The sequence below is a fragment of the Anoxybacillus eryuanensis genome, assembly GCF_051200995.1.
Lineage (GTDB): Bacteria > Bacillota > Bacilli > Bacillales > Anoxybacillaceae > Anoxybacillus > Anoxybacillus tengchongensis.
Genome location: NZ_JBPODS010000019.1, coordinates 1 through 23,389, shown reverse-complemented (window position 1 = coordinate 23,389; position 23,389 = coordinate 1). Strand labels below are relative to the sequence as shown.

Here is a 23,389-nt window from a genome sequence, read left to right as displayed (position 1 = left end):
AGCGTTTTCATACACACAATTTCATTCTAACGGATGAACGATACATATTCAAATGTTACGGCTGATAGATATGGACAAACGGTTCACTTTTATCTGGGCTTTTTATAATAATACTTTCTGGTCCACGCACCGACGAAATATAAACGGAAATCGGCATATAATTAGGCATTTTCTCCATGAGAAGACCTGTGACATATTGCGTAAATCCGATGACTTCTGCTTTTCCATAAAACTGCATCACAATGTCAATCGTCAATTGTTGTAGTTGGTCATCGCGATAAAATGCTCTGCCAATGACTCCGGTGTAATTCGGGAAAAATTCTTCAATATCTGACTTTAAGTTTAAAAACTTCACTAAATCATCGCGGTGATTTTTTTCCGCTTCATCCGATGGGAAAACATAATATTCTTCATTGATTTTTTCCCAATCCTGAATCGTATTGCTCCCTTTATCTACGTAGCCAGCAGCAAAAAAGTGCCCTGGGACGATAGACGATTTTGGTTGCTGCTCAAATAAACCAATAACAATCGGCACTTCCTTTAATCCATCAATTTTACGTATCCGGGAAACAATTTCTTCTGCGGCTTTTTTTCCTTCTTTCTCCATATCGCTCTTCGAAATTTTTACTTCTCGTGGATACCCTTCTTCCGTCTCATAGTAATGAACAGAATTCATCGCAAGCCCAATGACAACTCCACCTAATTGCACTTTATCGTTTCCTGTTTTAACTAAATAGTTGTGTTCTAAAATATGCGAAATGTAGAGTGGGTGTTTTTTGTTTTTCTCTTCATTCGTCCCTTCGTTTCCAAGCGAAGGATTCAGTCCTTCCCCATCCCCTTGCTTTCGTTTGAGCCACGACTCAATCGTTTTTCGGTCTAAATATTGCCCTTGCTGAAACAAATATTGTGACGGAGAAAACTTTTCTTGTGCAATGCGCATTAAACCGAGCTCAAATTCATCCATATCTAATCTCGTGTTTACATTTTCAACGACAAGTCCGCGTGCCTCCCCAGGTTGAAACGGTAAAATCGTACGATAATACGAGTTAGAAATATTGTACTTTGGAATAATCGCCTTTTGTTTTTTATTTTCCGTTTCTTGCACCACTTGTTCTTCCTGATTAAATTTTGGAGCGCATGCTGACAAAGTAAGAAGCGTACAAGTGAGCAATATGATTAACTTTTTCATCGTTCACACCTGCTTTGATTGTTGTATTTCTTGAAGAAAACGCGCTTCATCCCAAATCGTAATGCCGAGTTGTCTTGCTTTTTCTAATTTTGATCCCGCTTCTTCACCGACTACGACAACATCTGTTTTTTTGCTGACGCTTCCTGTTACTTTTCCACCTAACGCTTCAATTTTTTCTTTTGCTTCACTGCGCGACATCGATTGTAACGTGCCTGTTAAAACAAACGTCTTCCCAGCAAATGTTGCACTTGCATCCGCTGTCCGTTTTGCACCTTTATATGTCATATTGACGCCATGCGCTCGCAAACGGTCAAGCAACTGCTTCACTTCTTCTTTTGAAAAATACGTAACGATTGAATCGGCCATTTTTTCACCGATTTCATGAATGGCTGTTAGCTCTTCTTTTGTCGCTTGTTGAAGACGTTCCATCGTTTCAAAATGTTCTGCTAACGTTTTTGCAGCTTTCGCGCCCACGTGGCGAATACCGAGCCCAAACAATAAACGTTCAAGCGAATTTTGTTTCGACGCTTCAATCGCTTGCAGTAAGTTTGTTGCTGATTTCTCACCCATTCGTTCTAGTGAGACAAGCTGGTCTTTCGTTAACGTGTACAAATCTGCTACACTTTGAACAAGACCTTGTTCAAATAGTTGAGCAATCACTTTTTCGCCTAATCCATCAATATTCATCGCTTGACGTGAAACGAAATGAATGAGCCCTTCTCGAATTTGTGCGGGACATTGTGGATTAACACAACGAAGGGCAACTTCATCATCCAATCGAACAAGTTCGCTCGCACACGCTGGGCAATGCGTTGGCATATCAAACGGCTTTTCTTTTCCTGTCCGCCGCTCTGGCAACGAACGAACAACCTCTGGAATAATATCGCCTGCTTTTTTAATAACAACGTAATCACCGAGACGAATATCTTTTTCACGAATGTAGTCTTCATTGTGAAGCGAAGCACGTTGCACGATTGTCCCTGCGACGCGTACCGGTTGCAAAATAGCTGTCGGTGTCACCACACCTGTCCGACCAACGCTTAATTCAATATCAACGAGTTGTGTCACAACTTCTTCGGCCGGAAATTTATACGCAATCGCCCAGCGCGGACTTTTTGCTGTTGCTCCGAGTTGCTTTTGCTGTGCAAATGCATCTACTTTAATGACGATACCGTCAATATCATACGGTAATGACGCTCGCTGTTCATGCCACTGCCCGATGTAAGCAAGCACGGCATCAATCGTTTCACATACTTTCCTTGCTGGGTTAGTTTTAAATCCGAGCTCATCTAAATAACGAAGCGATTCGCTATGAGAGACAAGTCCGAGCTCCTCGCTGTTGACAACACTATATATAAATACATCTAGTTGGCGAGCAGCGGCAACTTTTGGGTCAAGCTGACGAAGCGAACCAGCAGCCGCATTGCGCGGATTAGCAAACAATTCTTCCCCATTCATTTTTCGCTGTTCATTTAGCTTTTCAAACGATTTTCGTGGCATATATGCTTCTCCGCGCACTTCAATTGTAACTTTTTTCCTCAATCGAAGTGGCAATGAACGAATCGTTTTTAAGTTTTCCGTAATATCCTCGCCCGTCGTTCCATCGCCGCGCGTCGCCCCTTGTACAAAATAACCATCTTCATAATGAAGCGATACCGCTAAACCGTCAATTTTTAGTTCACATACGTAACGTACATCGCCCACTTCTTGACGAACACGGCGGTCAAAATCGCGCAAATCTCCTTCATTGAAAGCATTACTTAAACTAAGCATCGGCACGCGGTGGGTAACTTTTTTAAACGCTTCTAACGGGGCACCACCAACACGCTGTGATGGGGAGTCTGGCGTTTTATATTGCGGATATTGCTCCTCTAACTCCATTAATCTTCTCATCAATTCATCATATTCGGCATCAGAAATAGACGGTTGATCTAACACGTAATATGCGTAATTATGCTTTTCAATTTGTTCGCGCAATTCAGCCATTTGCTTTTTAACGTCGTGTTGTGCCACCTTTTCCACCCTTTCTACACCTTCATAATCGGAGCAAATTTTGCTAATAGACGCTTAATACCAATTGGACTTGAAAAAGCAACATCTAGCTCTTGATCGCCATCACTTTCTTTCACACGAACAATCGTACCAATTCCCCATACTTTATGACTTACTTTATCACCTACACGCCATCCTCCGTGTGAAATAGTATATGGACGTTGAGAGGACGGGTGTTTTTTGACACGTTTATGCGCATATTCAATTAACTCTTCAGGAATTTCATCAATAAATCGCGATGGGGCGTTGACGTGCGTTTGTCCAAATAACGTACGCATATGTGCGCGCGTTAAAAAGAGTTCTTCCTCCGCGCGAGTAATACCGACATACGCTAGACGGCGTTCTTCTTCCATTTCATCTTCATCATTTAATGAACGGTTATGTGGGAAGATTCCTTCTTCAAGTCCGACTAAAAAGACAACTGGAAACTCTAATCCTTTGGCGGAATGCAATGTCATTAAAACGACTGCATTATTTGTCTGTCCTTCGCTATCATTATCAAGCTGATCAATATCTGCCACAAGCGCCAAGTCCGTCAAAAAGGCAACAAGAGACTTATCTTCATTCACTTGTTCAAAATGTTGAGTTACTGATAAAAACTCATCAATGTTTTCAAGACGGCTATGTGCCTCTAACGTTTTTTCTTCGCGAAGCATATCGCGGTAACCTGAACGATCGAGTACATCTTCAACAAGTTCGGTTACAGATAAATAATGTTGCATTTGACTCCAATGATGGATTTGTTCGCGAAATTGTACGAGCGGTGCAGCGATGCGCGCACTAATTCCGATTTCTTCAATAAAAGCAAGCGCTTCAAACATTGATATTCCACGGCTAGAAGCGTATGCTGCAATTTTATCAATTGTCGATGCCCCGATACCGCGCTTTGGGACGTTGATGATGCGCGTGAAGCTAATGTCATCATTCGGATTCGCAATTAAACGTAAATACGCTAAAATGTCTTTAATTTCTTTTCGATCATAGAATTTTAAACCACCGACAATTTTATATGGAATGTTTGCCTTCAATAACATTTCTTCAAGCACACGTGATTGCGCATTCGTTCTATATAAAACAGCAAAATCTTTATACGCTCGTTTTCCTGCATCAACATATTCTTTAATTTTTCCAACGACAAATTGCGCTTCATCTATTTCCGTCATCGCTTCATAATACACGAGCGCATGTCCTTCGCTATTTTCTGTCCAAAGCTTTTTCGGTTTTCTTTGCGTGTTATGCTCAATGACCGCATTCGCTGCTTGTAAAATCCGTTTCGTTGAACGGTAATTTTGTTCAAGCAAAATGACTTTAGCATTCGGATAGTCTTTTTCAAACGATAAAATGTTGCTAATATCGGCACCGCGCCAACGGTAAATCGATTGGTCAGAATCACCGACGACACATAAGTTTTGAAAACGTTTTGCAAGCATGTTCACGAGCAAATATTGTGACCGGTTCGTATCTTGATATTCATCAACATGAATGTATTGGAACTTTCGTTGATAATACTCCAACACTTCTGGAACACGTTGAAATAGTTGGATCGTCGTCATAATTAAATCATCGAAATCAAGGGCGTGATTGCGCAACAATCGTTTTTGATACTCTTTATACACTTCTGCTACAAGCTGTTCGTATGGATTGGCTGCTTGTTCGGCATATTTTTCTGGCGTCATCAATTCATTTTTTGCGCTACTGATCGTACCTAAAAGTGCACGTGGATCATACTTTTTCGGGTCAATATTACGATCTTTTAAAATATGTTTTAACACGGATAATTGATCGGTCGGATCTAAAATAGAAAAGTTCGCATGAATGCCAATGCGATCAATGTCGCGACGTAAAATGCGGACACACATCGAGTGAAACGTCGAAATCCATATATCTTCCGCTTGCTTCCCTACGATACGCTCGACGCGTTCTTTCATTTCACGTGCGGCTTTGTTTGTAAAGGTAATCGCTAAAATGTTCCACGGGGCAACGTCCTTTTCCGCCATTAAATAAGCGATGCGATGCGTTAATACGCGCGTTTTTCCACTTCCTGCTCCCGCCATAATTAACAGCGGACCCTCTGTCGTTTTCACCGCCTCTTTTTGTTTTTCATTTAATCCTTCCAACAGTATATGTGCCGACATACTCATTTTCCCACCACCAAAACATATGTTCTCTTTTTTATTCTCCATTTATGTTGATTTTCCTTTTACCGCTTCAACTGTTTGTAATGCCATTTGTAAATTTGTATAAATGGCGTTTCCAACAACAACCGTATCTGCCCATACCGCCATTTCTTTCGCTTGCTCTGGTGTATGAATGCCACCACCATAAAACAAACGTGTACGACGTAGCGTTCGCTTCACTTTTTCTACAAGCTCCACATCTCCGTAACGCCCACTATATTCCATATAAAAAATTGGGAAGTGATACATATGTTCTGCCATTCGAGCATACGCAATCACATCTTCATCTGTTACATTTGTTCGCGCGCTTGTTAACGATGCCGCCTTACATTCCTCGTTTAAAATACAGTATCCTTCAACAAACAGTTCTTCCCAATTGATTAAATCACCAAACTGCTTCACCGCTTCGTGATGCAAATCAATTAACCAAGTTAGATCTCGACTATTAAGTACCATCGGGATAAGGTAATAGTCAAACCCGGGTGTAATCGCCTCAATATTTGACACTTCTAGCGCACACGGGACGGAAAACCGACGAACGCGCGCAAGCAAATCGATGACGTTTTCAAGCGTCACACCGTCGGTTCCGCCAACAATAACCGCATCCGTACCTGATTCACATACTTGTTCTAACTGCTCATCTGTTATATCTTTATTCGGATCTAATTTAAACACATGTCGCCACGTTGTGATCTCACTCATTTTTTTCACCTCATCTCATTATAACAAAAATCATAGCAAAAAATCGTAAAAAGAAGCTGACTCATTGTGAGCCAGCCTCTTCCTGTTGTTCATTATAAATGCGATCAAGTGCCATCGCATACGCATCATTTCCATAGTTTAAGCAACGCTTGACGCGCGAAATCGTCGCCGTGCTTGCCCCTGTTTCTGTTTCAATTTTATGATACGTATATCCTTCGCGCAACATACGAGCTACTTCCAAACGTTGCGCAAGCGCTTGTATTTCATTGACCGTACATAAATCATCGAAAAAACGATAACATTCTTCTAAATCTTTCAATGACAAAATGGCACGAAATAATTGGTCAAGCTCTCTGCCTCGCAATTTATTAATTTGCATATACGTCCCCCTATTCATATTGTACTTGTTCGAGATTCGGAACGACTTGAATCCACGTTTTTCCTTGGATAAATCCGAGCGGAACACCGTCTTTATAAGGAAGAAGGCGTCCATCAACATTTTTCCATTGTACGTGCTGCACTGTCCCCTTTTGGAATAAATAACCTTTTCCACCTGACATAAAATCAACATCTCTCCGCCCATAATCATCAATAATTCGATGTACGGCTTCAATCACAAATACATTTTCTACCGCAATCGGCGTATTTGTCTCTCGGTCGACCGTCGGCTCACCACCGCTCGAACGAACGTATTTCGTTCCATCATATGCATAATGAACATGGGCATACGACCGCTTGGAGTATACCACATCAATATTCGTTGCTTTTATAGCATTTGTCAAATCGTTTGTAAAAAAAGGTAACGGTTTGACTTCTTCTTCAAAAACATAGCCGTTTTTTTCGGCACCTTTTTTAATATTTTCAAAGGAAATATACGAGTTGTGTGGTGCCTTTCGTGTACGATCCCGCCAAAATAACGTTCCATCATAAAATAAACCATTTACGTAATCTGTAGCACCAGACTTTAACAGCTTCTGTGCCTCTGGACTCCATCCATGACATACGTATAACGCATGAAAACCGTTGCTTAGGTGAACAAAATAATCTCTTGCGCTTCGAACAGGCCCGATGATATCAGGTTGTTCGCTTTGGTAAATCGCTAACAGCCGTGTAATATCTCCTTCTGCAAGCACTTCATACACGATGTCTGCTTTGTGTAACCCCGATTGTGGCCGTGCAGCAGGATAGTTATTGATCATCACTGCCACCGCACGTTGCATCGTTTTTTCATTTGTTGGCATGCCTGTTAACGGAAACATCCAAGCTATGTCTTTTGTTTCTGGTTCATTTTTTTGTTCAACGGTTGTTGGTGGGGACTCCTTTTCTTTTATGTTTGACTCTGTACGTTGACATCCGATGCCCAATAAAAACACCATCGTGATCATCAACAGAAAAAATAATCGCCGCAACATGAACCCAACCTTTCATTTTCCGTTCCTTTTATATTTTAACGCATTATTGTTGGAAAGAGTACTGTTTTATGCATCACATCGTAAATTCCTTTCGGTGTAATGCGAACATAAGGTAGATGGGTCGACGATAAAAAGAGCAGTGTGTAAATCGGATCAGCAAACGTATAACCGCGCTCCCGCAACAATTTCCCAAGCGCTTTTTCCTCTTGCATCAGCTCTCTCATTGGTTTCGCTGACATTAATCCACCTAGCGGAAGAGGAATTTCATGAATGACTTCCCCTTGCTCACATAAAACGATACCGCCTCCAATTTGTTTCATCCGTTTAAAGGCAAGCAATAGATCACGCTTACTTTTCCCGATCAAAATAATGTCTCCCGTATTCGAATACGAGCTAACAAGTGCTTGCACATGTGTAGCAAATCCTTTTAATACGGTGTTTACACGCCATTTTCCATTACGATCAATAAGCATTAAAAAGCTTTCGTCGTGATCGACAGATAACTCATCCGATGATGTATCAATGGAAATCGAATATGGCTTAATAATGACCGAGTTTTCCATATACATGCCTAATGGCATCGAAAACTGCAAATCATCCATCTGTAAATCCCAAGACAAAGAAAGCGGTGCAAGACCATGTACGTCCCATTCCATCGTTGAGAAAGCATGAACAGGAACGCCATCACGTTTTACCCATTGTCCGCTTGCTAAAACAGAGATCGGTGTCGGATTGGAAGCATGTTCAAGAATATTAATGTGTGCAATACGCCCTGGTGTAATGCTTCCGTGCAAATGATCGATATTATAATAACGAGCGACGTTCCATGTGGCCATGCTATATGCTTCGATTTCAGGCACTCCTTCTTGCAAGGCGATACGAATCATCTCATCGATCATTCCGTCCTCATAAAAAGCCGGCGTTGAGCCATCTGTCGTAAACATGCAATGATCGTAATGATGAATCCCGCATTGTTTCATCTCTTTAAGCAATGTCGGCAAATCTGGTCGGATGGACGAATGGCGCAATGATACGGTATACCCTTGCATCAAGCGCTTATGTACATCGCTGCCAGTCATCGCTTCATGGTCAGCATCCGCGCCAAACAGTTTCATTTTCGTTAACGTGCGATCTGAAGCTCCCGGAAAATGACCTTCCACTTTTTTACCGAGCTTTTTCGCTTCTTGCATCCAATGAAGAATGAAATCATCCCCTTCTAACAGTTTTGGCCATCCTGTTAGTTCTCCGACCTGCAAAACCGCATCATTTTCAAGCCAACCTTTCATGTTTTTATATGAAAAAAGGTGTTCTTCTCCGTCCATTTCTGTTTGTGGATCAAGTCGGCACCACCAATACATCGTGACAGGTTGTTTTTCCATAGCTACCAAAAAAGAAAACGCTTTCTTTTTTGTCAACTGTAAAAAAAGAAATAAATTATCGTTAATGAGTGTCGTTGTTCCAAATTGAGCTGCATATTCCGCTAACGTCTGGGGATTATATAACTGAAACGGATGAGCATGAGGCTCGATGTAACCAGAAACAAGCATCTGATTCGTGCAATCAACGACTTCGCATGAATCCAATCGCTTCGGTTTATTCGGACCGACGTATACAATTCGGTCATCGCAAATCCATACGTTCCCTTTCACCCATTGACGTATGTATGGATGTAAGTATGTGGCATTCAGCAGCACTTTCGTTGGCGCTTGTTTGCCATCAACAATCGCAACGTGCTTACGAATTTGTTCGCTTTTCCATCGATACCGTTTTTCAATCATCATCGCTTTCCTCCTAAATCGTACCATCGTATATACACATTTTAACGGATGAAAGCGAAATTCACAAACAAAAAGGAGGAATAACATGAAACAAAACATCGGTATGATTAACGCGATGATTCGCATTACATGCGGATTTACTATGCTTGCTTGGGCAACAGCCAATCTTTCCCGTAAACCGTGGCGCGAATCGTATATATGGGTCATTATGCTCGCTGCGATGAAAATTGCAGAAGGTATTGTTCGCTTTTGCCCTGTTATGGCGTTGTTTGAACGATATCAGTGCCATTGTGAAAAAAATCGTGAACAAGAGAAAGCGATTCCTATTGAACCGGTCAACCCTTCGTAACAATAACCCCCTTGTATGCGTACAAGGGGGTAAAAAAGGAGAGAGCAAATATGATTGCAGAATATATAACAGATACGTTCTTCGTTCTCATTCTTCTCATTGGCAGTCTCGTCGCTCTTAGTTTTGTATACGTTCGCAAGCGGCGTGCGCGATAGCTTTATGGCCAATATCGTGCCGATAAAACAGTTGATCGCATGAAATATACTGAATTTGTTCATACACAAGACGTTGTGCTTCTTCTAATGTCTTTCCATTAGCAACAACGAGGAGCACTCGTCCTCCATCCGTTACCCACTCATCATTTACAAGCTTTGTACCGGCGTGGAAAATTTGTGCTTTCGTTATACGTTCTAGCCCGCGAATAACACTGCCTTTTTCATATTGTTCAGGGTACCCTTTCGCCGCTAAAACAACCCCAATCGTTGTTTCGTCACTCCAATGTAATGTAATCGGTTGACCCTCTAATAACGAAACAATCACTTCAACAAGATCGTTTTGTAGCCGTGGTAAAATGACTTGTGCTTCAGGATCGCCAAATCGCGCATTAAATTCAATCACTTTTGGTCCTTCTTCTGTAGCAATTAATCCTGCATATAAAAATCCTGTAAATGAACATCCTTCTTGCTTCAAAGCCATTGCTGTCGGCTTCACAATTGTTTCAACCGCTTCATAAACCGTTTGCTCACTAATTTGCGGAACAGGGGAATACGCCCCCATTCCTCCCGTGTTCGGACCTTGATCGCCATCAAATGCTCGCTTATGATCTTGGGCGATAACCATCGGATATACGCACTCCCCGTGCACAAACGCCATCAAGGAAAATTCTTCGCCTTGTAAATATTGCTCAATGACAACTTGAGCACCTGCTTCATCAAACTTTTTCGCAACCATCAAGTCATGTAACGCGCCAAGCGCCTCTTCCACTGTCATGGCCACCGTGACACCTTTTCCAGCCGCAAGTCCATCGGCTTTAATAACGATTGGTGCACCTTGCTCTCGTACATAACGTACAGCGTCATCATAATTTGTAAATGTCGCATAGTTCGCTGTTGGAATGTTGTATTTTCTCATGATTTTTTTCGCAAACGCTTTGCTTCCTTCAATGAATGCCGCTTGTTGTTTCGGGCCAAAAATACGCAATCCTTCCCTTTCAAAACGATCGACAATACCTGCTAACAGTGGGGCTTCCGGACCAACGATCGTTAAATCGATCGCTTCTTTTTTCGCCCACTGAGCTAGCGCTTCGACATCCGTTTCTGAAATCGGAACACGCGTAGCAATCGAAGCCATTCCGTCGTTTCCTGGCGCGACATATACGCGAGTGACAAGCGAGCTTTGGGCTACTTTCCATACAAGCGCATGTTCTCGACCACCGCGCCCGATAATAAGCACTTTCATCGTTCGGCGCCTCCTTTAATGTTTAAAATGACGTACTCCTGTAAATACCATCGCAATACCGTATTCATTTGCTTTTTGAATCGAATCTTCATCGCGAATCGAACCGCCCGGTTGAATAATAGCTGTGACTCCCGCTTGGGCAGCCACCTCCACTGTATCGCTCATCGGGAAAAAGGCGTCGGATGCTAATACTGCGCCGTTAGCATTCTCGCCTGCTTGCTCAATTGCAATTTTTGCCGCTCCCACACGATTCATTTGACCAGCGCCAACACCAATTGTCATCCCATCTTTCGCTAACACAATCGCATTTGATTTCACATGCTTCACAACACGCCAAGCGAACGTTAAATTCGCCCATTCTTCTTCTGTCGGCTGTCTTTCAGTCACAACTTGAATGTTCGCATCATCAATCGTGTATATATCTTCATCTTGAACAAGTAATCCACCGCGCACCGATACGAAAAATGGTTCTTGTTTCCGTTCTGATTGAAAATCAACAGTTAATAGACGAATATTTTTCTTTTTCGTTAAAATCGCAAGTGCTTGTTCTGTGAACGACGGAGCGATAACAATTTCTAAAAAAATGTCATGTAATTTCGCAGCTGTCTGTTCGTCAACCTCGCGATTAAGCGCCACGATGCCGCCAAAAATGGACGTTGGGTCGGCTTCATAAGCTTTTTGAAACGCTTCTGCAATCGTTTCGCCAACGCCGACTCCACACGGATTCATATGCTTCACTGCTACCGCTGCTGGTTCAGTAAATTCCGCAACAATTTGCAACGCTGCGTTGGCATCGTTAATGTTGTTGTATGACAACTCTTTTCCGTGTAGCTGCTTCGCTGCCGCAATAGAAAACGGTGAGCTGAGTGGTCTTTCGTAAAATGCTGCCGTTTGATGTGGATTTTCGCCGTATCGCAACGATTGTTTTTTCACAAACGTCATTGTCATCGTTTCTGGATATGTTTCTCCGATGACATTTGTCAAATATTGCGCAATCATTGCATCGTACGCTGCGGTATGACGGAACACTTTAGCTGCTAACGCTCGTCTCGTCTCGAACAATACTTCGCCATATTGTTTTAACTGTTCAATGACTACATCATAATCAGCAGGATCAACAACAGCTGTGACGTAAGTGTGATTTTTCGCTGCCGCTCTAAGCATTGTCGGACCACCAATATCGATCTGTTCAATAGCTTCCATCAAAGTCACGTTCGGCTTTGCAATCGTTTCTTGAAATGGATATAAATTCACCACAACAAAATCGATCGGTGTAATGTCATGTGCTTTCAGTTGCTGTTGATGTGTTTCGTCATCTCGAACAGCTAACAGCCCGCCATGAATGTTTGGATGTAATGTTTTCACCCGTCCATCTAAAATTTCTGGGAAGTTTGTGACATCAGAAATGCTTGTCACAGGGATTCCGTGTTCTGCTAATACACGCTTCGTTCCACCTGTTGAAATGATTTCCACTCCAAGCTCAGCTAGTTGCTTGGCGAATGTAACAATTCCTTTTTTATTTGACACGCTAATAATCGCTCGCTTTTTCATCCTTTGTACTTCCTTTCTCCGTCAGCAATTGTTGAATGACTTGTGAATACAATGTATGTTCAATCTCATGAATACGACGCTCAACACTTTCTAACGGCTCTCCATCATCAATATATAGTGCCCGTTGCGCAATAATTGGTCCGGTATCCATTCCTTCATCAACGTAATGCACGGTGACCCCCGTCACTTTCACGCCATAACGGTATGCTTGACCAATTGCATCTTTACCCGGAAACGCCGGCAAAAGAGAAGGGTGAATGTTTATGATTTTGTTCGGATATGCCTGTAAAAGCGTCGAACCGATGAGGCGCATATAGCCCGCAAGAACGATCCAGTCAATTTCTTTTTGTTGTAGTTGTTGTAAAATCTCACGTTCAAACTGTTGTTTTGTTTCGTACTGTTTAGGGTTAAAAACAAATACCGGCACGTATTCACGAATGGCTCGTTCAATCACTTTGGCATGCGGTCGATCACATACGAGAAGCGCTACTTCTGCTTGAATATCTCCTTTTTTTACCGCATCGATAATCGCTTGAAAATTCGTTCCGCTTCCCGACGCAAAAATAGCTATTCGCTTCATTCGATTTTTCCCCCAGCAAACGATACACCTGCTCCCTCTTTGATCCGACCGATGATATATACTTTCTCTCCGCACGATTCAAGCAACTGCACAACGTCTGGCACAACATCGCTATCGATAGCTAGCACAAAACCGATTCCCATATTAAAAATATTGAACATTTCCATTCGTTGTAGTTGTCCATGTTGTTGTAAAAAGTTAAAAATCGGCGGAATCGGCCATGAACCGTAGTCTATTTCGGCTTGTAATCCCTTTGGCAACATACGTGGAATGTTTTCGATAAAACCGCCCCCCGTAATATGTGCCATTCCTTTCACACGAAATTGTTTTAATGCCTCAAGTACCGATCGGACATAAATGCGTGTAGGCGTTAACAACTCCTCGCCAAGCGAGCGAGAAAACGGTTCATATATATGATTTAACTGTAAATGAGCATCTTTTATAATTTTTCTAACAAGCGAATATCCATTACTATGCAAACCACTTGAAGCTAAACCGATTAGCACATCGCCAGGGACAATCGCCTCACCTGTCACAAGCTTTTCTTTTTCTACCACACCAACTGCAAAACCAGCTACATCATATTCATCTTCACCGTACATGCCTGGCATTTCTGCTGTTTCCCCTCCAATGAGCGCACAGCCTGCCTCGATGCAACCATCAGAAATTCCTTTTACAATATGCTCGATTTTTTCAGGTACTGCTTTTCCGCATGCGATGTAGTCAAGGAAAAAAAGCGGCTCTGCTCCTTGTACGACAATATCATTCACACACATCGCTACACAGTCTACTCCAATTGTATCGTGCCGATCTAAGGCGAACGCAAGCATCAGTTTCGTTCCTACTCCGTCTGTTCCTGATACAAGGACAGGTTGTTTATACCCGAGCAAAGATAGATCAAACGTTCCTCCAAAGCCACCTAAACTTCCAAATGCACCCATCCGAGCTGTTTTTGCGACATGTTTTTTCATCCGCTCTACAGCTTCATAACCAGCTTCAATATTCACACCAGCTTGCTTGTACGCATGTGCCAACGTGCTCCCCTCCTATCTTCGTCGGATATTGTCCTGTAAAACAAGCTAAACATTGCCCACAGTTTGTGGAATCGTTCGGTCTTCCAATCGCTTGCAAAAGCCCTTCTTGGCTTAAAAATGCAAGGGAGTCCGCTTCAATGAGTTGTCGAATTTGTTCGATGGTATGATTAGCTGCAATCAGCTCTTCTTTCGTTGATGTATCAATACCATAAAAACATGGATGCGTAATTGGTGGGGAGCTAATGCGCACATGCACTTCCGTTGCTCCTGCCTCACGAAGCATGCGTACAATACGCTTGCTCGTCGTTCCACGCACAATAGAGTCATCAACCATGACGACTCGTTTCCCTGCTACAACCCCTCGAACAGGCGACAATTTCATTTTTACCCCTTGTTCCCGAAGTGATTGCGACGGTTGAATAAACGTCCGTCCAACATACCGATTTTTAATTAACCCTAACTCGTATGGAATACCTGTTGCTTCCGCATAACCAATGGCTACCGAAATACTTGAATCCGGTACACCAGTGACGACATCTGCTTCAACAGGTGCTTCAAATGCTAATCGCTTCCCAAGATTTTTTCTCGCGGTATGAATGTTAATGCCATCCACATTGCTATCCGGACGAGCGAAATAAATATATTCCATACTGCAAATGGAGCGAGCGACCTTAGGAGCAAAACGTTCAGAGCGCACACCTTGCTTATTGATCATAATGAGCTCCCCCGGTTCCACTTCTCGCTCGTATGTGGCACCAATGACATCAAACGCACACGTTTCCGATGCCACAACGTACGCCTCGCCTAAACGTCCAAGCGATAAAGGGCGAAAGCCATGTGGATCAAGAGCGATATACATTTCTGTTTCCGTTAAAATTAAAAAGGCAAAAGCGCCACGTAAATGCGTCAACGCTTCTTTAATCCTCTCTTTTAAAATTGGTTCATCGCTACGCTTAATTAAATGAGCGAGCACTTCTGTATCAGACGTTGTTTGAAAAATACTTCCTTGTTGCTCTAAACGCAAGCGTAACTCATCAGCATTGACTAAATTTCCGTTATGTGCAAGCGCTAAACTGCCACCTTGAGAACGGAACAAAAGCGGTTGAACATTCGTATATCCGCCCCCACCAGCAGTAGAGTAACGGACGTGGCCGATCGCAGCCATGCCCGTTAATTGTTCTAGTTCACCGCGACTAAACACCTCTGTGACTAAACCAAGTCCTTTATGAAATTGTAACGTTCCGTTGCCTCCAACAACAATTCCTGCACCTTCTTGTCCACGATGTTGTAAACTGTGCAATCCGTAATACGTCAACGTTGCTGCTTCCTCATGTCCCCAAATGCCAAAAATCCCACACTCTTCATTTAATCCTTTGATTTCAGCAAGCATGGAATAGCTCCTTTCCATACATTTCGCATTGTTTCTACTGGAACATGGAGAATGCATGTATCCCCATTTGCCACATGAAGCGTTCCATCGTTTGTCACTTCTCCGATACATACTGCTTGAACAAGCTGTTCAAACGTTTGCTGATGTTCCTTTTTCACAGAAACGACAAAGCGTGATTGCGTTTCGCTAAATAGTTCCGAAACGACATCGCCTTGAATGGTCACATGCGCCCCTAAACCTTGTGCGCTCATTAGACATTCCGCAAGTGCAACCGCTAAGCCCCCTTCTGATACATCGTGTGCTGATGCCACAACCCCAGCTCGAATCGCAGCGAGAAGCTGTTTTTGGCGTTTCGCCTCCACATGTAAATCAATCGTTGGAGCCTTTCCAAAAATGCGACCTGTTAGCCATTTTTGCAACTCACTTCCGCCAAATTCTTGCTTTGCTTCCCCAATGACATAAATGAAGTCGCCAGGTTGTTTAAACGATTGCGTCGTCACATGGCTCATATGTTCAACGATGCCAACCATGCCGACAATCGGTGTCGGATAAATGGCTTCGCCGTTCGTTTCATTATAAAGCGATACATTTCCGCTAATGACAGGCGTCTCTAGCACTCGACACGCTTCGCTCATTCCTTCTACCGCTTTTTCTATTTGCCAAAAAATTTCTGGTTTCTCTGGACTGCCAAAGTTTAAGCAATCGGTAACAGCAAGCGGCTGAGCACCGGAACAAACGATGTTGCGTGCTGCTTCTGCAATCGCAATTTTCCCCCCGACTTCTGGATCTAAATATACGTAACGAGAATTACAATCGGTTGTCATCGCTAGCGCTTTATTTGTGCCACGAATGCGTAAAACAGCTGCATCAGACCCTGGAGCAACAACCGTATTTGTTCGCACCATATAATCGTATTGCTCATACACCCATTCTTTACTTGCGATCGTTGGCTGACTTAATAGTGCAAGTAGTGTTTCTTCGTAATTGTCAACTGCCGGTGTGTATTGTATCGTTTGAAACTCGCGATAATACGCTGGTTCTTGCGAAGGTTTATGATAAACAGGCGCATCTTTGGCAAGCGCATCAACCGGGATTTCAGCAACGACTTCTCCGCGATGATACAACCGCAACATATGATCATCTGTTACACGACCAATCGCTTTCGCCTCAAGTCCGTATTTTGCAAATACATCTGCAATTTCTTGTTCACGACCTTTTTTGACGACAAGAAGCATGCGCTCTTGTGACTCGGATAACATCATTTCATACGGCGTCATCCCTGTTTCGCGTTGTGGCACGAGATCTAAATTCAGTTCGATCCCAGAACCTGCTTTGCTCGCCATTTCCGCTGACGAGCTTGTTAAGCCAGCAGCTCCCATATCTTGCATCCCAACAAGCGCATCGGAATGAATGACCTCTAAACAAGCTTCAAGGAGCAATTTTTCCATAAATGGATCTCCGACTTGCACAGCTGGACGTTTTTGTTCAGATTGTTCCGTTAATTCCTCCGATGCAAATGTCGCTCCGTGAATTCCGTCACGCCCCGTTTTTGCCCCGACATACATGACCGTATTTCCAACGCCTGATGCGATTCCTTTTTGAATATCTTCATGGCGAATAAGCCCAACGCACATCGCATTTACAAGCGGATTTCCTTCGTATGCCGCATCAAATTGCACTTCACCGCCAACGGTCGGAATGCCGACGCAATTTCCGTATCCAGCAATGCCTGCGACAACGCGCTCAAATAAATATTTCACACGCGGTGACGTTAATTCGCCAAAGCGAAGCGAGTTTAATAATGCAATTGGTCGCGCACCCATTGAGAATACATCGCGAATAATTCCCCCAACACCCGTGGCAGCCCCTTGATACGGTTCAATCGCAGACGGGTGGTTATGGCTTTCAATTTTAAACGCTACCGCTAATCCATCCCCGATATCTACAATGCCTGCACCTTCTCCTGGCCCTTGGAGCACATGCTTTCCTTCTGTCGGAAACTTTTTTAATACAGGTTTCGAATTTTTATAGCTGCAATGTTCCGACCACATGACAGAGAAAATGCCCGTTTCTGTATAATTTGGCGAGCGCCCAAGAATACGTTCCACCATCGCAAATTCTTCGTCTGTTAATCCCATTTCACGATACAATTTTTGCTCTTTAATTATTGCTGGACTTGGCTCAAGTAGTAACGACATGCGCGTCCCTCCAATATGTCACAATTGATTGAAATAGTTTTAATCCGTCAGCTCCTCCAAGCAATTCATGAACAGCTCGTTCAGGGTGTGGCATCATCCCGAGCACGTTTCCTTTTTCATTCACGATGCCTGCAATGTTGTGTAAACTACCGTTCGGATTTTCTCCCTCGTACCGAAAAACGATTTGGTTGTTGGCAATGAGCTGTTGTAACGTTTGTTCATCACAATAATAGTTTCCTTCGCCGTGCGCAATCGGAATTGTAATGATTTCTCCCCGTTCGTATTGGGATGTAAACATCGTTTCATTATTTTCAACACGAAGCTTTACCGGGCGGCAAATAAACGTTAACGTATTGTTGCGTCGCATCGCCCCTGGAAGAAGCCCTGCTTCGAGTAAAATTTGAAATCCGTTACATACACCTAAAATCGGTTTTCCGTCATTGGCTGCTTTTTTGATCGCTTTCATCACGTTAGAAAAACGGGCAATCGCTCCAGAGCGTAAATAATCACCATATGAAAAACCGCCCGGTAACAGAATCGCATCAAACTCATCTAAACAATGTGCGTCATGCCAAACGTATTCCACTTCTTCTCCTAATTCATCCGAAATGGCATGATACATGTCGATATCACAGTTTGAACCTGGAAATACAACGACCGCAAATTTCACTGAACGACGACCTCCTCAATCTCATAGCGATAATCTTCAATGACTGTGTTCGCTAACAATTTTTCACACATTTCCTTCACGATTGTATCAATATCGCGGTCGCTTTTTTCCACGATCAACTCCATAAACTTTCCAATCCGTACATCTTGCACTTCACCATAGTTTAAGCTATGCAATGCCCCTTTCACAGCATTGCCTTGTGGGTCTAATACGTTTTCACGCAATGTGACATACACTTTTACTTTGTACATGATAATCCTCCTAATCTTTGTAACAGTTTCGTATATGTTTCTGTTAAGTCGCCTAAATCGCGGCGAAATACATCTTTATCAAATTTCTCTTTCGTGTGTACATCCCATAATCGACACGTATCTGGGGAAATTTCATCCGCTAACAGCACCGCTCCCGTTTCATCTCTTCCAAACTCTAATTTGAAGTCGACAAGCTGTAAGTCACATGAACGAAATAAGGAAATGAAAATGTCGTTCACGCGTAGCGCCATTTGTTTCATATGCAAAAGCTCATCACAAGAGGCGAGCTGCAACACGGCAATATGATCTTCTGTTAATAGAGGATCGCCTAAGTCATCGTTTTTGTAGTAAAACTCTACAATCGGTTTCTCGAGTGCAGTTCCTTCCTTGAGCCCGATTCGTTTTGCTAGACTACCGGCGACAATATTGCGGACAACAACTTCGAGGGGAATGATCGTCACTTGACGCACAAGCTGTTCGTTGTCAGATATTTTACGAATAAAGTGATTGTTCACACCCGCTTCATGCAGCAAAGAAAATAGTAAACTTGTAATCTCATTGTTTAGTCTTCCTTTTCCAGCAATCGTTGCTTTTTTTTCACCGTTAAATGCAGTTGCTTCATCTTTATATTCAATCCATAGTACGCGCTCTTCATTTGTCGCATATACTTTCTTCGCCTTTCCTTCATATAGAAGGTGTTGCTTTTGCATGTTCTCTCCCCCGTTTATCCAGAATATTAGGAATTTTTATTATGTAGGCAAGGCATTGGCCTTACCTACTGCAAACCAAGTCGACAAAAAATCGTATCAACATGTTTTAAATGATAGTTATAATCAAAGCAATCAGCGATTTGCTCTTTTGTTAAACGGCTTGTAATCATTTCGTCCGCTTCAATTAACGAACGAAACGGCACTTGTTTTTCCCACGCTTCCATCGCTTTCGGCTGTACGAGATCATACGCTTCCTCACGGGTCATGCCTGTGTCAATAAGCGCAAGTAATACACGTTGCGAATAAATAAGCCCAAGGGTGCGATCCATGTTTTTCTTCATGTTTTCAGGGAATACGGTCAAGTTTTTCACGATGTTCGTAAAGCGATTGAGCATGTAATTTAAGGCAATCGTTGCATCCGGCAAAATAATGCGCTCCGCTGACGAATGCGAAATGTCGCGCTCATGCCAAAGCGGGACATTTTCATATGCTGTTAACATATAGCCGCGAATGACGCGCGCCATTCCTGTCATATTTTCTGAACCGATCGGGTTGCGTTTATGTGGCATCGCTGATGAACCTTTTTGTCCTTTAGCGAAAAACTCTTCCACTTCACGTGTTTCGCTTTTTTGCAGTCCGCGAATTTCAACCGCAAATTTTTCAATCGATGTCGCAATTAAAGCGAGCGTCGCCATGTAGTGCGCATGGCGATCACGCTGTAACGTTTGGGTTGAAATAGGCGCAGGCTGCAAACCGAGTTTTTCGCATACGTACTGTTCGACAAACGGGTCAATGTTTGCATACGTACCGACAGCCCCTGAAATTTTACCAACGCGCACCGTTTCCGCTGCTTGCTTAAACCGCTCCAAATTGCGCTCCATTTCGGCATACCAGAGCGCCAATTTTAATCCAAATGTCGTCGGCTCGGCATGTACACCGTGCGTTCGCCCCATCATGACCGTATATTTATGTTCGATCGCTTTCTCTTTTAATACCGCAATAAAGTTTTCTAAGTCGCGCAATAAAATTTCATTTGCTTGTTTTAATAAGTATGATAATGCTGTGTCAACAACATCGGTAGACGTAAGTCCATAATGTACCCATTTTCGTTCTTCTCCTAACGTTTCTGACACCGCACGAGTAAAGGCAACGACATCATGACGCGTCTCTTCTTCAATTTCTTTAATACGCGCAATATCGAATGAAGCATTTTGACGAATTTTTACAACATCTTCTTTCGGGATCACACCTAACTCAGCCCAAGCTTCACAAGCTAAAATTTCGACTTCCAGCCAAGCACGAAAACGGTTTTCCTCCGTCCAAATCGCACCCATTTCTGGTCTTGTATAACGTTCAATCATACGTTCATCCTCCGATCTGTCCAAATCGCTAACTCGTCTATTTTTCGTTGCATCGCATCGACATCTTCAGCTAACCACGTGATATGTCCCATTTTCCGCTTCGGCTTTGCCTCTTTTTTTCCATAAAAATGAACATGAGCATCACGAAATTGAGCGATATTCTGGATGACTGCATCGACATGTTCACCTAAAATATTGACCATCATTGTAGGTTTTAATAAATCGGTACTGCCAAGCGGCCAATCACAAATGGCACGAATATGTTGCTGAAATTGTGATGTGATACAACCGTTTATTGTATAATGACCTGAGTTGTGCGGTCTAGGGGCAAGCTCATTAATATACAATTGTCCGTCTTCTGTCAAAAACATTTCAATAGCTAACGTACCCACTAGTTGGAACGCTTCGGCTAACTGCTTCGCATATGTTTCTGCCTGTTCAATGATTAGTTGACTGACTTGAGCTGGGGCAATTGTTTCATGCAAAATGTTCTCGCGATGAATGTTTTCTACGACAGGAAACAGTGCCATTTCACCAGAGACACTACGTACAACGATAATCGATAACTCTTTGACAAACGGTACCCATGCTTCCAATACACACTCACCATAAGCTAAAAGCGGACGAGCTACATGTATATCATCCAAGCACCTAATGACGACTTGCCCTTTTCCATCATATCCCCCGCGGCACGTTTTTAACACAGATGGAATGCCAATCTCTCGAATCGCTCGTTCTAATTCTTCTTCTTTTAGCACCAGACGATAAGGAGCAACAGGCAAACCTGCAGACTGAATAGCCCGTTTTTCTTTCCAACGATGTTGCGTAATAGCAAGCAGCTCGCTTCCTTGAGGCACATACGCCTTCTCTACTAATCGATTCAACGCCTCCGCATCAATATTTTCAAACTCATACGTCACAACATCACTTACTTCGGCTAACTGACGTAACGCTTCCTCATCACTATATGAAGCAACAATTTCAATATCGGCCACTTGCGCGCACGGAGATTGAGGAGTCGGGTCGAGTACCGCTACAAAAAACCCCATCTCTTTTGCAGCGATCGCCATCATTCTTCCTAACTGCCCACCGCCAATAATGCCAATCGTTTGCCCCGGGACAATCGTTTTAGTCAAGCTGATCACTACTTTCCATCACTTGTTTTCGAATGGCTTCACGTCGTGCACGTAACGCTTCCATATACGTTGGTTCATACGTTCCAAGAATCGAAGCAGCAAGCAGCGCGGCATTGATTGCACCTGCTTTTCCGATCGCTACGGTCGCAACTGGCACCCCGCCTGGCATTTGAACAATAGATAACAACGAATCTAAGCCGTTCAACGTCTTAGACATAATTGGAACACCGATGACAGGTAATGTTGTTTTGGCTGCTACCATTCCAGGCAAATGAGCGGCTCCACCAGCTCCAGCGATAATGACTTTAATGCCGCGCTCTTCAGCTGTTTCAGCATACGTAAACATAAAGTCCGGTGTACGGTGAGCTGAAACAACTTTTTTTTCAAACGGAATATGCAATTCTTCTAATATATCACATGCATGACGCATCGTTTCCCAATCTGATTGACTTCCCATAATAACAGCGACAAGTGGCTGCATCCGTATTCACCTCTTTTTATAATCAGAAAAAAATCCAGAACAACGCCCCTCGAGCATAAGGGAAAGCATCGTTCTGGACATATTTCGCCCCTAGGGTGAAAAAAACCAATAGGATCCTTTCCCTCATAGTCCAATAATTCACGGTTATTGGGTAGAGACTTTTGGGCCATATTCCCAAAATTATATGAGGGTTTAATAATGTATTCATTTACTTTCATCTTACCAGTCATTTTTCAATCATGTCAACACAAAATCGAACATTTTATTAATTAAAATAATTAATGTTCGGTTTTTGATTAAAATCACCATTTTACCTTTTCATCGTATAATGAAAAGAAAAAGAAAGAGGGGAAAACAATGGACTGGACGAAACAATGGGAAGCGTTTTTTTCTAACCCATTTTGGGGATCATCAAATGCTTTTTCTTCCCATTTTCCAGGAGTCAACATATACCGTCGTGAAAATGAGCTACTCATCGTTGCAGCTATCCCAGGTTTAGAACATGTACATGATGCAGAAGTATATGTTCACTATAATACGTTGGAAATAAAAGCAAATGTTCAATTACACTTCGAAGGATTTGAATTAATTGAGGAAGGAATAACACAAGGGCCTTTTGAACGAGTGATACAGCTTCCTTTTCCTGTAGGTGAGAAAGTAGAAGCTGTGTACGAGAATGGGTTGCTTTTTATTCAGTTACATCGCCTTATTCCGGATCATATAAAGAGAAAAGTAGAAATTAAATAAAAAATGAGCTAACCGATATTGGTTAGCTCTTCACTATGGGGGAGAGGATTGTAAAAGCGTTAAACGCAAATACATGGACAAAAAAAGTTAGAGAACAAAATCGATATGCTCTCTAACTTGCTATGTCCGCCCGGCAACGTCCTACTCTCGCAGGCGGTGTCCCGCCAACTACCATCGGCGCTGGAGAGCTTAACTTCCGTGTTCGGGATGGGAACGGGTGTGA

22 protein-coding genes, 1 rRNA gene and 1 riboswitch are annotated in these 23,389 nt (G+C 42.8%); of the genes, 3 read left to right on the top strand and 20 right to left on the bottom strand.

The window, feature by feature from the left end; genetic code table 11:
* Positions 1–55: 55 nt before the first annotated feature.
* The 7 genes from HNQ84_RS13665 to HNQ84_RS13635 form a co-directional block, all read right to left on the bottom strand.
* Complete coding sequence (locus HNQ84_RS13665) at positions 56–1,189, bottom strand: CamS family sex pheromone protein (protein ID WP_435622417.1); 1,134 nt, start codon at positions 1,187–1,189, stop codon at positions 56–58.
* 3 nt (positions 1,190–1,192) lie between these two features.
* Complete coding sequence (ligA, locus tag HNQ84_RS13660) at positions 1,193–3,211, bottom strand: NAD-dependent DNA ligase LigA (RefSeq protein WP_435622416.1); 2,019 nt, start codon at positions 3,209–3,211, stop codon at positions 1,193–1,195.
* A gap of 5 nt (positions 3,212–3,216) precedes the next feature.
* Positions 3,217–5,382 carry a DNA helicase PcrA gene (gene pcrA / locus HNQ84_RS13655; protein ID WP_435622415.1) on the bottom strand — a complete coding sequence of 722 codons (2,166 nt, stop codon included), beginning with the start codon at positions 5,380–5,382 and terminating at the stop codon, positions 3,217–3,219.
* Between the two features lie 42 nt (positions 5,383–5,424).
* Positions 5,425–6,120 (bottom strand): heptaprenylglyceryl phosphate synthase, encoded by a 696-nt coding sequence (pcrB, locus tag HNQ84_RS13650; protein WP_435622414.1) that lies wholly within the window; start codon positions 6,118–6,120, stop codon positions 5,425–5,427.
* 61 nt (positions 6,121–6,181) lie between these two features.
* Entirely contained in the window at positions 6,182–6,499 is a 318-nt protein-coding gene (locus HNQ84_RS13645; protein WP_006323616.1) for a YerC/YecD family TrpR-related protein, read from the bottom strand.
* A 10-nt stretch (positions 6,500–6,509) separates the two neighbouring features.
* Entirely contained in the window at positions 6,510–7,532 is a 1,023-nt protein-coding gene (locus HNQ84_RS13640; RefSeq protein WP_435622413.1) for a DUF3048 domain-containing protein, read from the bottom strand.
* Positions 7,533–7,567: 35 nt separating this feature from the next.
* On the bottom strand, positions 7,568–9,310 hold the full coding sequence (locus HNQ84_RS13635; RefSeq protein ID WP_435622419.1) for an adenine deaminase C-terminal domain-containing protein: 1,743 nt from the start codon (positions 9,308–9,310) through the stop codon (positions 7,568–7,570).
* Positions 9,311–9,395: 85 nt separating this feature from the next.
* Between HNQ84_RS13635 and HNQ84_RS13630 the strand changes: the two genes are divergently transcribed.
* A complete protein-coding gene (locus HNQ84_RS13630; protein WP_435622412.1) occupies positions 9,396–9,659 on the top strand; it encodes a YgaP family membrane protein in 264 nt (87 codons plus the stop codon).
* A 50-nt stretch (positions 9,660–9,709) separates the two neighbouring features.
* Entirely contained in the window at positions 9,710–9,814 is a 105-nt protein-coding gene (locus HNQ84_RS13625; RefSeq protein WP_342413237.1) for an EYxxD motif small membrane protein, read from the top strand.
* Here the strand turns inward: HNQ84_RS13625 and purD are convergent.
* From purD to purE, 12 genes are all read right to left on the bottom strand, one after another.
* Complete coding sequence (gene purD / locus HNQ84_RS13620; RefSeq protein ID WP_435622411.1) at positions 9,777–11,057, bottom strand: phosphoribosylamine--glycine ligase; 1,281 nt, start codon at positions 11,055–11,057, stop codon at positions 9,777–9,779. The two genes, HNQ84_RS13625 and purD, sit on opposite strands and share 38 nt — an antisense overlap.
* A 15-nt stretch (positions 11,058–11,072) precedes the next feature.
* Positions 11,073–12,608, bottom strand: coding sequence for a bifunctional phosphoribosylaminoimidazolecarboxamide formyltransferase/IMP cyclohydrolase (gene purH / locus HNQ84_RS13615; protein WP_435622410.1), 1,536 nt, complete (start codon positions 12,606–12,608; stop codon positions 11,073–11,075).
* Positions 12,586–13,188: a phosphoribosylglycinamide formyltransferase gene (gene purN, locus HNQ84_RS13610; RefSeq protein ID WP_435622409.1), complete on the bottom strand. Its 603-nt coding sequence runs from the start codon at positions 13,186–13,188 to the stop codon at positions 12,586–12,588. Before purN ends, purH begins: the two co-directional genes overlap by 23 nt.
* A complete protein-coding gene (gene purM / locus HNQ84_RS13605) occupies positions 13,185–14,222 on the bottom strand; it encodes a phosphoribosylformylglycinamidine cyclo-ligase (protein WP_183248923.1) in 1,038 nt (345 codons plus the stop codon). Before purM ends, purN begins: the two co-directional genes overlap by 4 nt.
* Complete coding sequence (gene purF / locus HNQ84_RS13600; RefSeq protein WP_183248921.1) at positions 14,185–15,612, bottom strand: amidophosphoribosyltransferase; 1,428 nt, start codon at positions 15,610–15,612, stop codon at positions 14,185–14,187. Before purF ends, purM begins: the two co-directional genes overlap by 38 nt.
* Positions 15,588–17,810, bottom strand: coding sequence for a phosphoribosylformylglycinamidine synthase subunit PurL (purL, locus tag HNQ84_RS13595; RefSeq protein WP_435622408.1), 2,223 nt, complete (start codon positions 17,808–17,810; stop codon positions 15,588–15,590). Before purL ends, purF begins: the two co-directional genes overlap by 25 nt.
* Positions 17,794–18,480, bottom strand: coding sequence for a phosphoribosylformylglycinamidine synthase subunit PurQ (purQ, locus tag HNQ84_RS13590; protein ID WP_435622407.1), 687 nt, complete (start codon positions 18,478–18,480; stop codon positions 17,794–17,796). Before purQ ends, purL begins: the two co-directional genes overlap by 17 nt.
* Positions 18,477–18,731 (bottom strand): phosphoribosylformylglycinamidine synthase subunit PurS, encoded by a 255-nt coding sequence (purS, locus tag HNQ84_RS13585; protein ID WP_032100952.1) that lies wholly within the window; start codon positions 18,729–18,731, stop codon positions 18,477–18,479. The genes purQ and purS overlap by 4 nt, the downstream gene beginning before the upstream one ends.
* Positions 18,719–19,441 carry a phosphoribosylaminoimidazolesuccinocarboxamide synthase gene (gene purC / locus HNQ84_RS13580; RefSeq protein WP_435622406.1) on the bottom strand — a complete coding sequence of 241 codons (723 nt, stop codon included), beginning with the start codon at positions 19,439–19,441 and terminating at the stop codon, positions 18,719–18,721. The genes purS and purC overlap by 13 nt, the downstream gene beginning before the upstream one ends.
* A 65-nt stretch (positions 19,442–19,506) precedes the next feature.
* On the bottom strand, positions 19,507–20,802 hold the full coding sequence (gene purB, locus HNQ84_RS13575; RefSeq protein WP_435622405.1) for an adenylosuccinate lyase: 1,296 nt from the start codon (positions 20,800–20,802) through the stop codon (positions 19,507–19,509).
* The gene (gene purK, locus HNQ84_RS13570) at positions 20,799–21,947 is read right to left on the bottom strand and encodes a 5-(carboxyamino)imidazole ribonucleotide synthase (protein WP_435622404.1); all 1,149 of its coding nucleotides are present in this window, start codon (positions 21,945–21,947) and stop codon (positions 20,799–20,801) included. Before purK ends, purB begins: the two co-directional genes overlap by 4 nt.
* On the bottom strand, positions 21,931–22,419 hold the full coding sequence (gene purE / locus HNQ84_RS13565; RefSeq protein WP_032100948.1) for a 5-(carboxyamino)imidazole ribonucleotide mutase: 489 nt from the start codon (positions 22,417–22,419) through the stop codon (positions 21,931–21,933). Before purE ends, purK begins: the two co-directional genes overlap by 17 nt.
* Positions 22,420–22,525: 106 nt before the next feature.
* Positions 22,526–22,627, bottom strand: a riboswitch (purine riboswitch).
* Positions 22,628–22,776: 149 nt separating this feature from the next.
* Here purE and HNQ84_RS13560 point away from each other — a divergent pair.
* On the top strand, positions 22,777–23,166 hold the full coding sequence (locus HNQ84_RS13560) for an Hsp20/alpha crystallin family protein (protein WP_055441631.1): 390 nt from the start codon (positions 22,777–22,779) through the stop codon (positions 23,164–23,166).
* A gap of 128 nt (positions 23,167–23,294) precedes the next feature.
* Here the strand turns inward: HNQ84_RS13560 and rrf are convergent.
* Positions 23,295–23,389 (bottom strand): 5S ribosomal RNA (gene rrf, locus HNQ84_RS13555); the annotation flags it as partial.

Excerpts from the sequence above, each read along its gene's own strand:
- HNQ84_RS13665 (WP_435622417.1), bottom strand. The coding sequence starts at position 1,189 with ATGAAAAAGTTAATCATATTGCTCACTTGTACGCTTCTTACTTTGTCA.
- pcrA (WP_435622415.1), bottom strand. The coding sequence starts at position 5,382 with ATGAGTATGTCGGCACATATACTGTTGGAAGGATTAAATGAAAAACAA.
- pcrB (WP_435622414.1), bottom strand. The coding sequence starts at position 6,120 with ATGAGTGAGATCACAACGTGGCGACATGTGTTTAAATTAGATCCGAAT.
- HNQ84_RS13645 (WP_006323616.1), bottom strand. The coding sequence starts at position 6,499 with ATGCAAATTAATAAATTGCGAGGCAGAGAGCTTGACCAATTATTTCGT.
- HNQ84_RS13640 (WP_435622413.1), bottom strand. The coding sequence starts at position 7,532 with ATGTTGCGGCGATTATTTTTTCTGTTGATGATCACGATGGTGTTTTTA.
- HNQ84_RS13635 (WP_435622419.1), bottom strand. The coding sequence starts at position 9,310 with ATGATTGAAAAACGGTATCGATGGAAAAGCGAACAAATTCGTAAGCAC.
- HNQ84_RS13630 (WP_435622412.1), top strand. The coding sequence starts at position 9,396 with ATGAAACAAAACATCGGTATGATTAACGCGATGATTCGCATTACATGC.
- HNQ84_RS13625 (WP_342413237.1), top strand. The coding sequence starts at position 9,710 with ATGATTGCAGAATATATAACAGATACGTTCTTCGTTCTCATTCTTCTC.
- purD (WP_435622411.1), bottom strand. The coding sequence starts at position 11,057 with ATGAAAGTGCTTATTATCGGGCGCGGTGGTCGAGAACATGCGCTTGTA.
- purH (WP_435622410.1), bottom strand. The coding sequence starts at position 12,608 with ATGAAAAAGCGAGCGATTATTAGCGTGTCAAATAAAAAAGGAATTGTT.
- purN (WP_435622409.1), bottom strand. The coding sequence starts at position 13,188 with ATGAAGCGAATAGCTATTTTTGCGTCGGGAAGCGGAACGAATTTTCAA.
- purF (WP_183248921.1), bottom strand. The coding sequence starts at position 15,612 with ATGCTTGCTGAAATCAAAGGATTAAATGAAGAGTGTGGGATTTTTGGC.
- purL (WP_435622408.1), bottom strand. The coding sequence starts at position 17,810 with ATGTCGTTACTACTTGAGCCAAGTCCAGCAATAATTAAAGAGCAAAAA.
- purS (WP_032100952.1), bottom strand. The coding sequence starts at position 18,731 with ATGTACAAAGTAAAAGTGTATGTCACATTGCGTGAAAACGTATTAGAC.
- purC (WP_435622406.1), bottom strand. The coding sequence starts at position 19,441 with ATGCAAAAGCAACACCTTCTATATGAAGGAAAGGCGAAGAAAGTATAT.
- purB (WP_435622405.1), bottom strand. The coding sequence starts at position 20,802 with ATGATTGAACGTTATACAAGACCAGAAATGGGTGCGATTTGGACGGAG.
- purE (WP_032100948.1), bottom strand. The coding sequence starts at position 22,419 with ATGCAGCCACTTGTCGCTGTTATTATGGGAAGTCAATCAGATTGGGAA.
- HNQ84_RS13560 (WP_055441631.1), top strand. The coding sequence starts at position 22,777 with ATGGACTGGACGAAACAATGGGAAGCGTTTTTTTCTAACCCATTTTGG.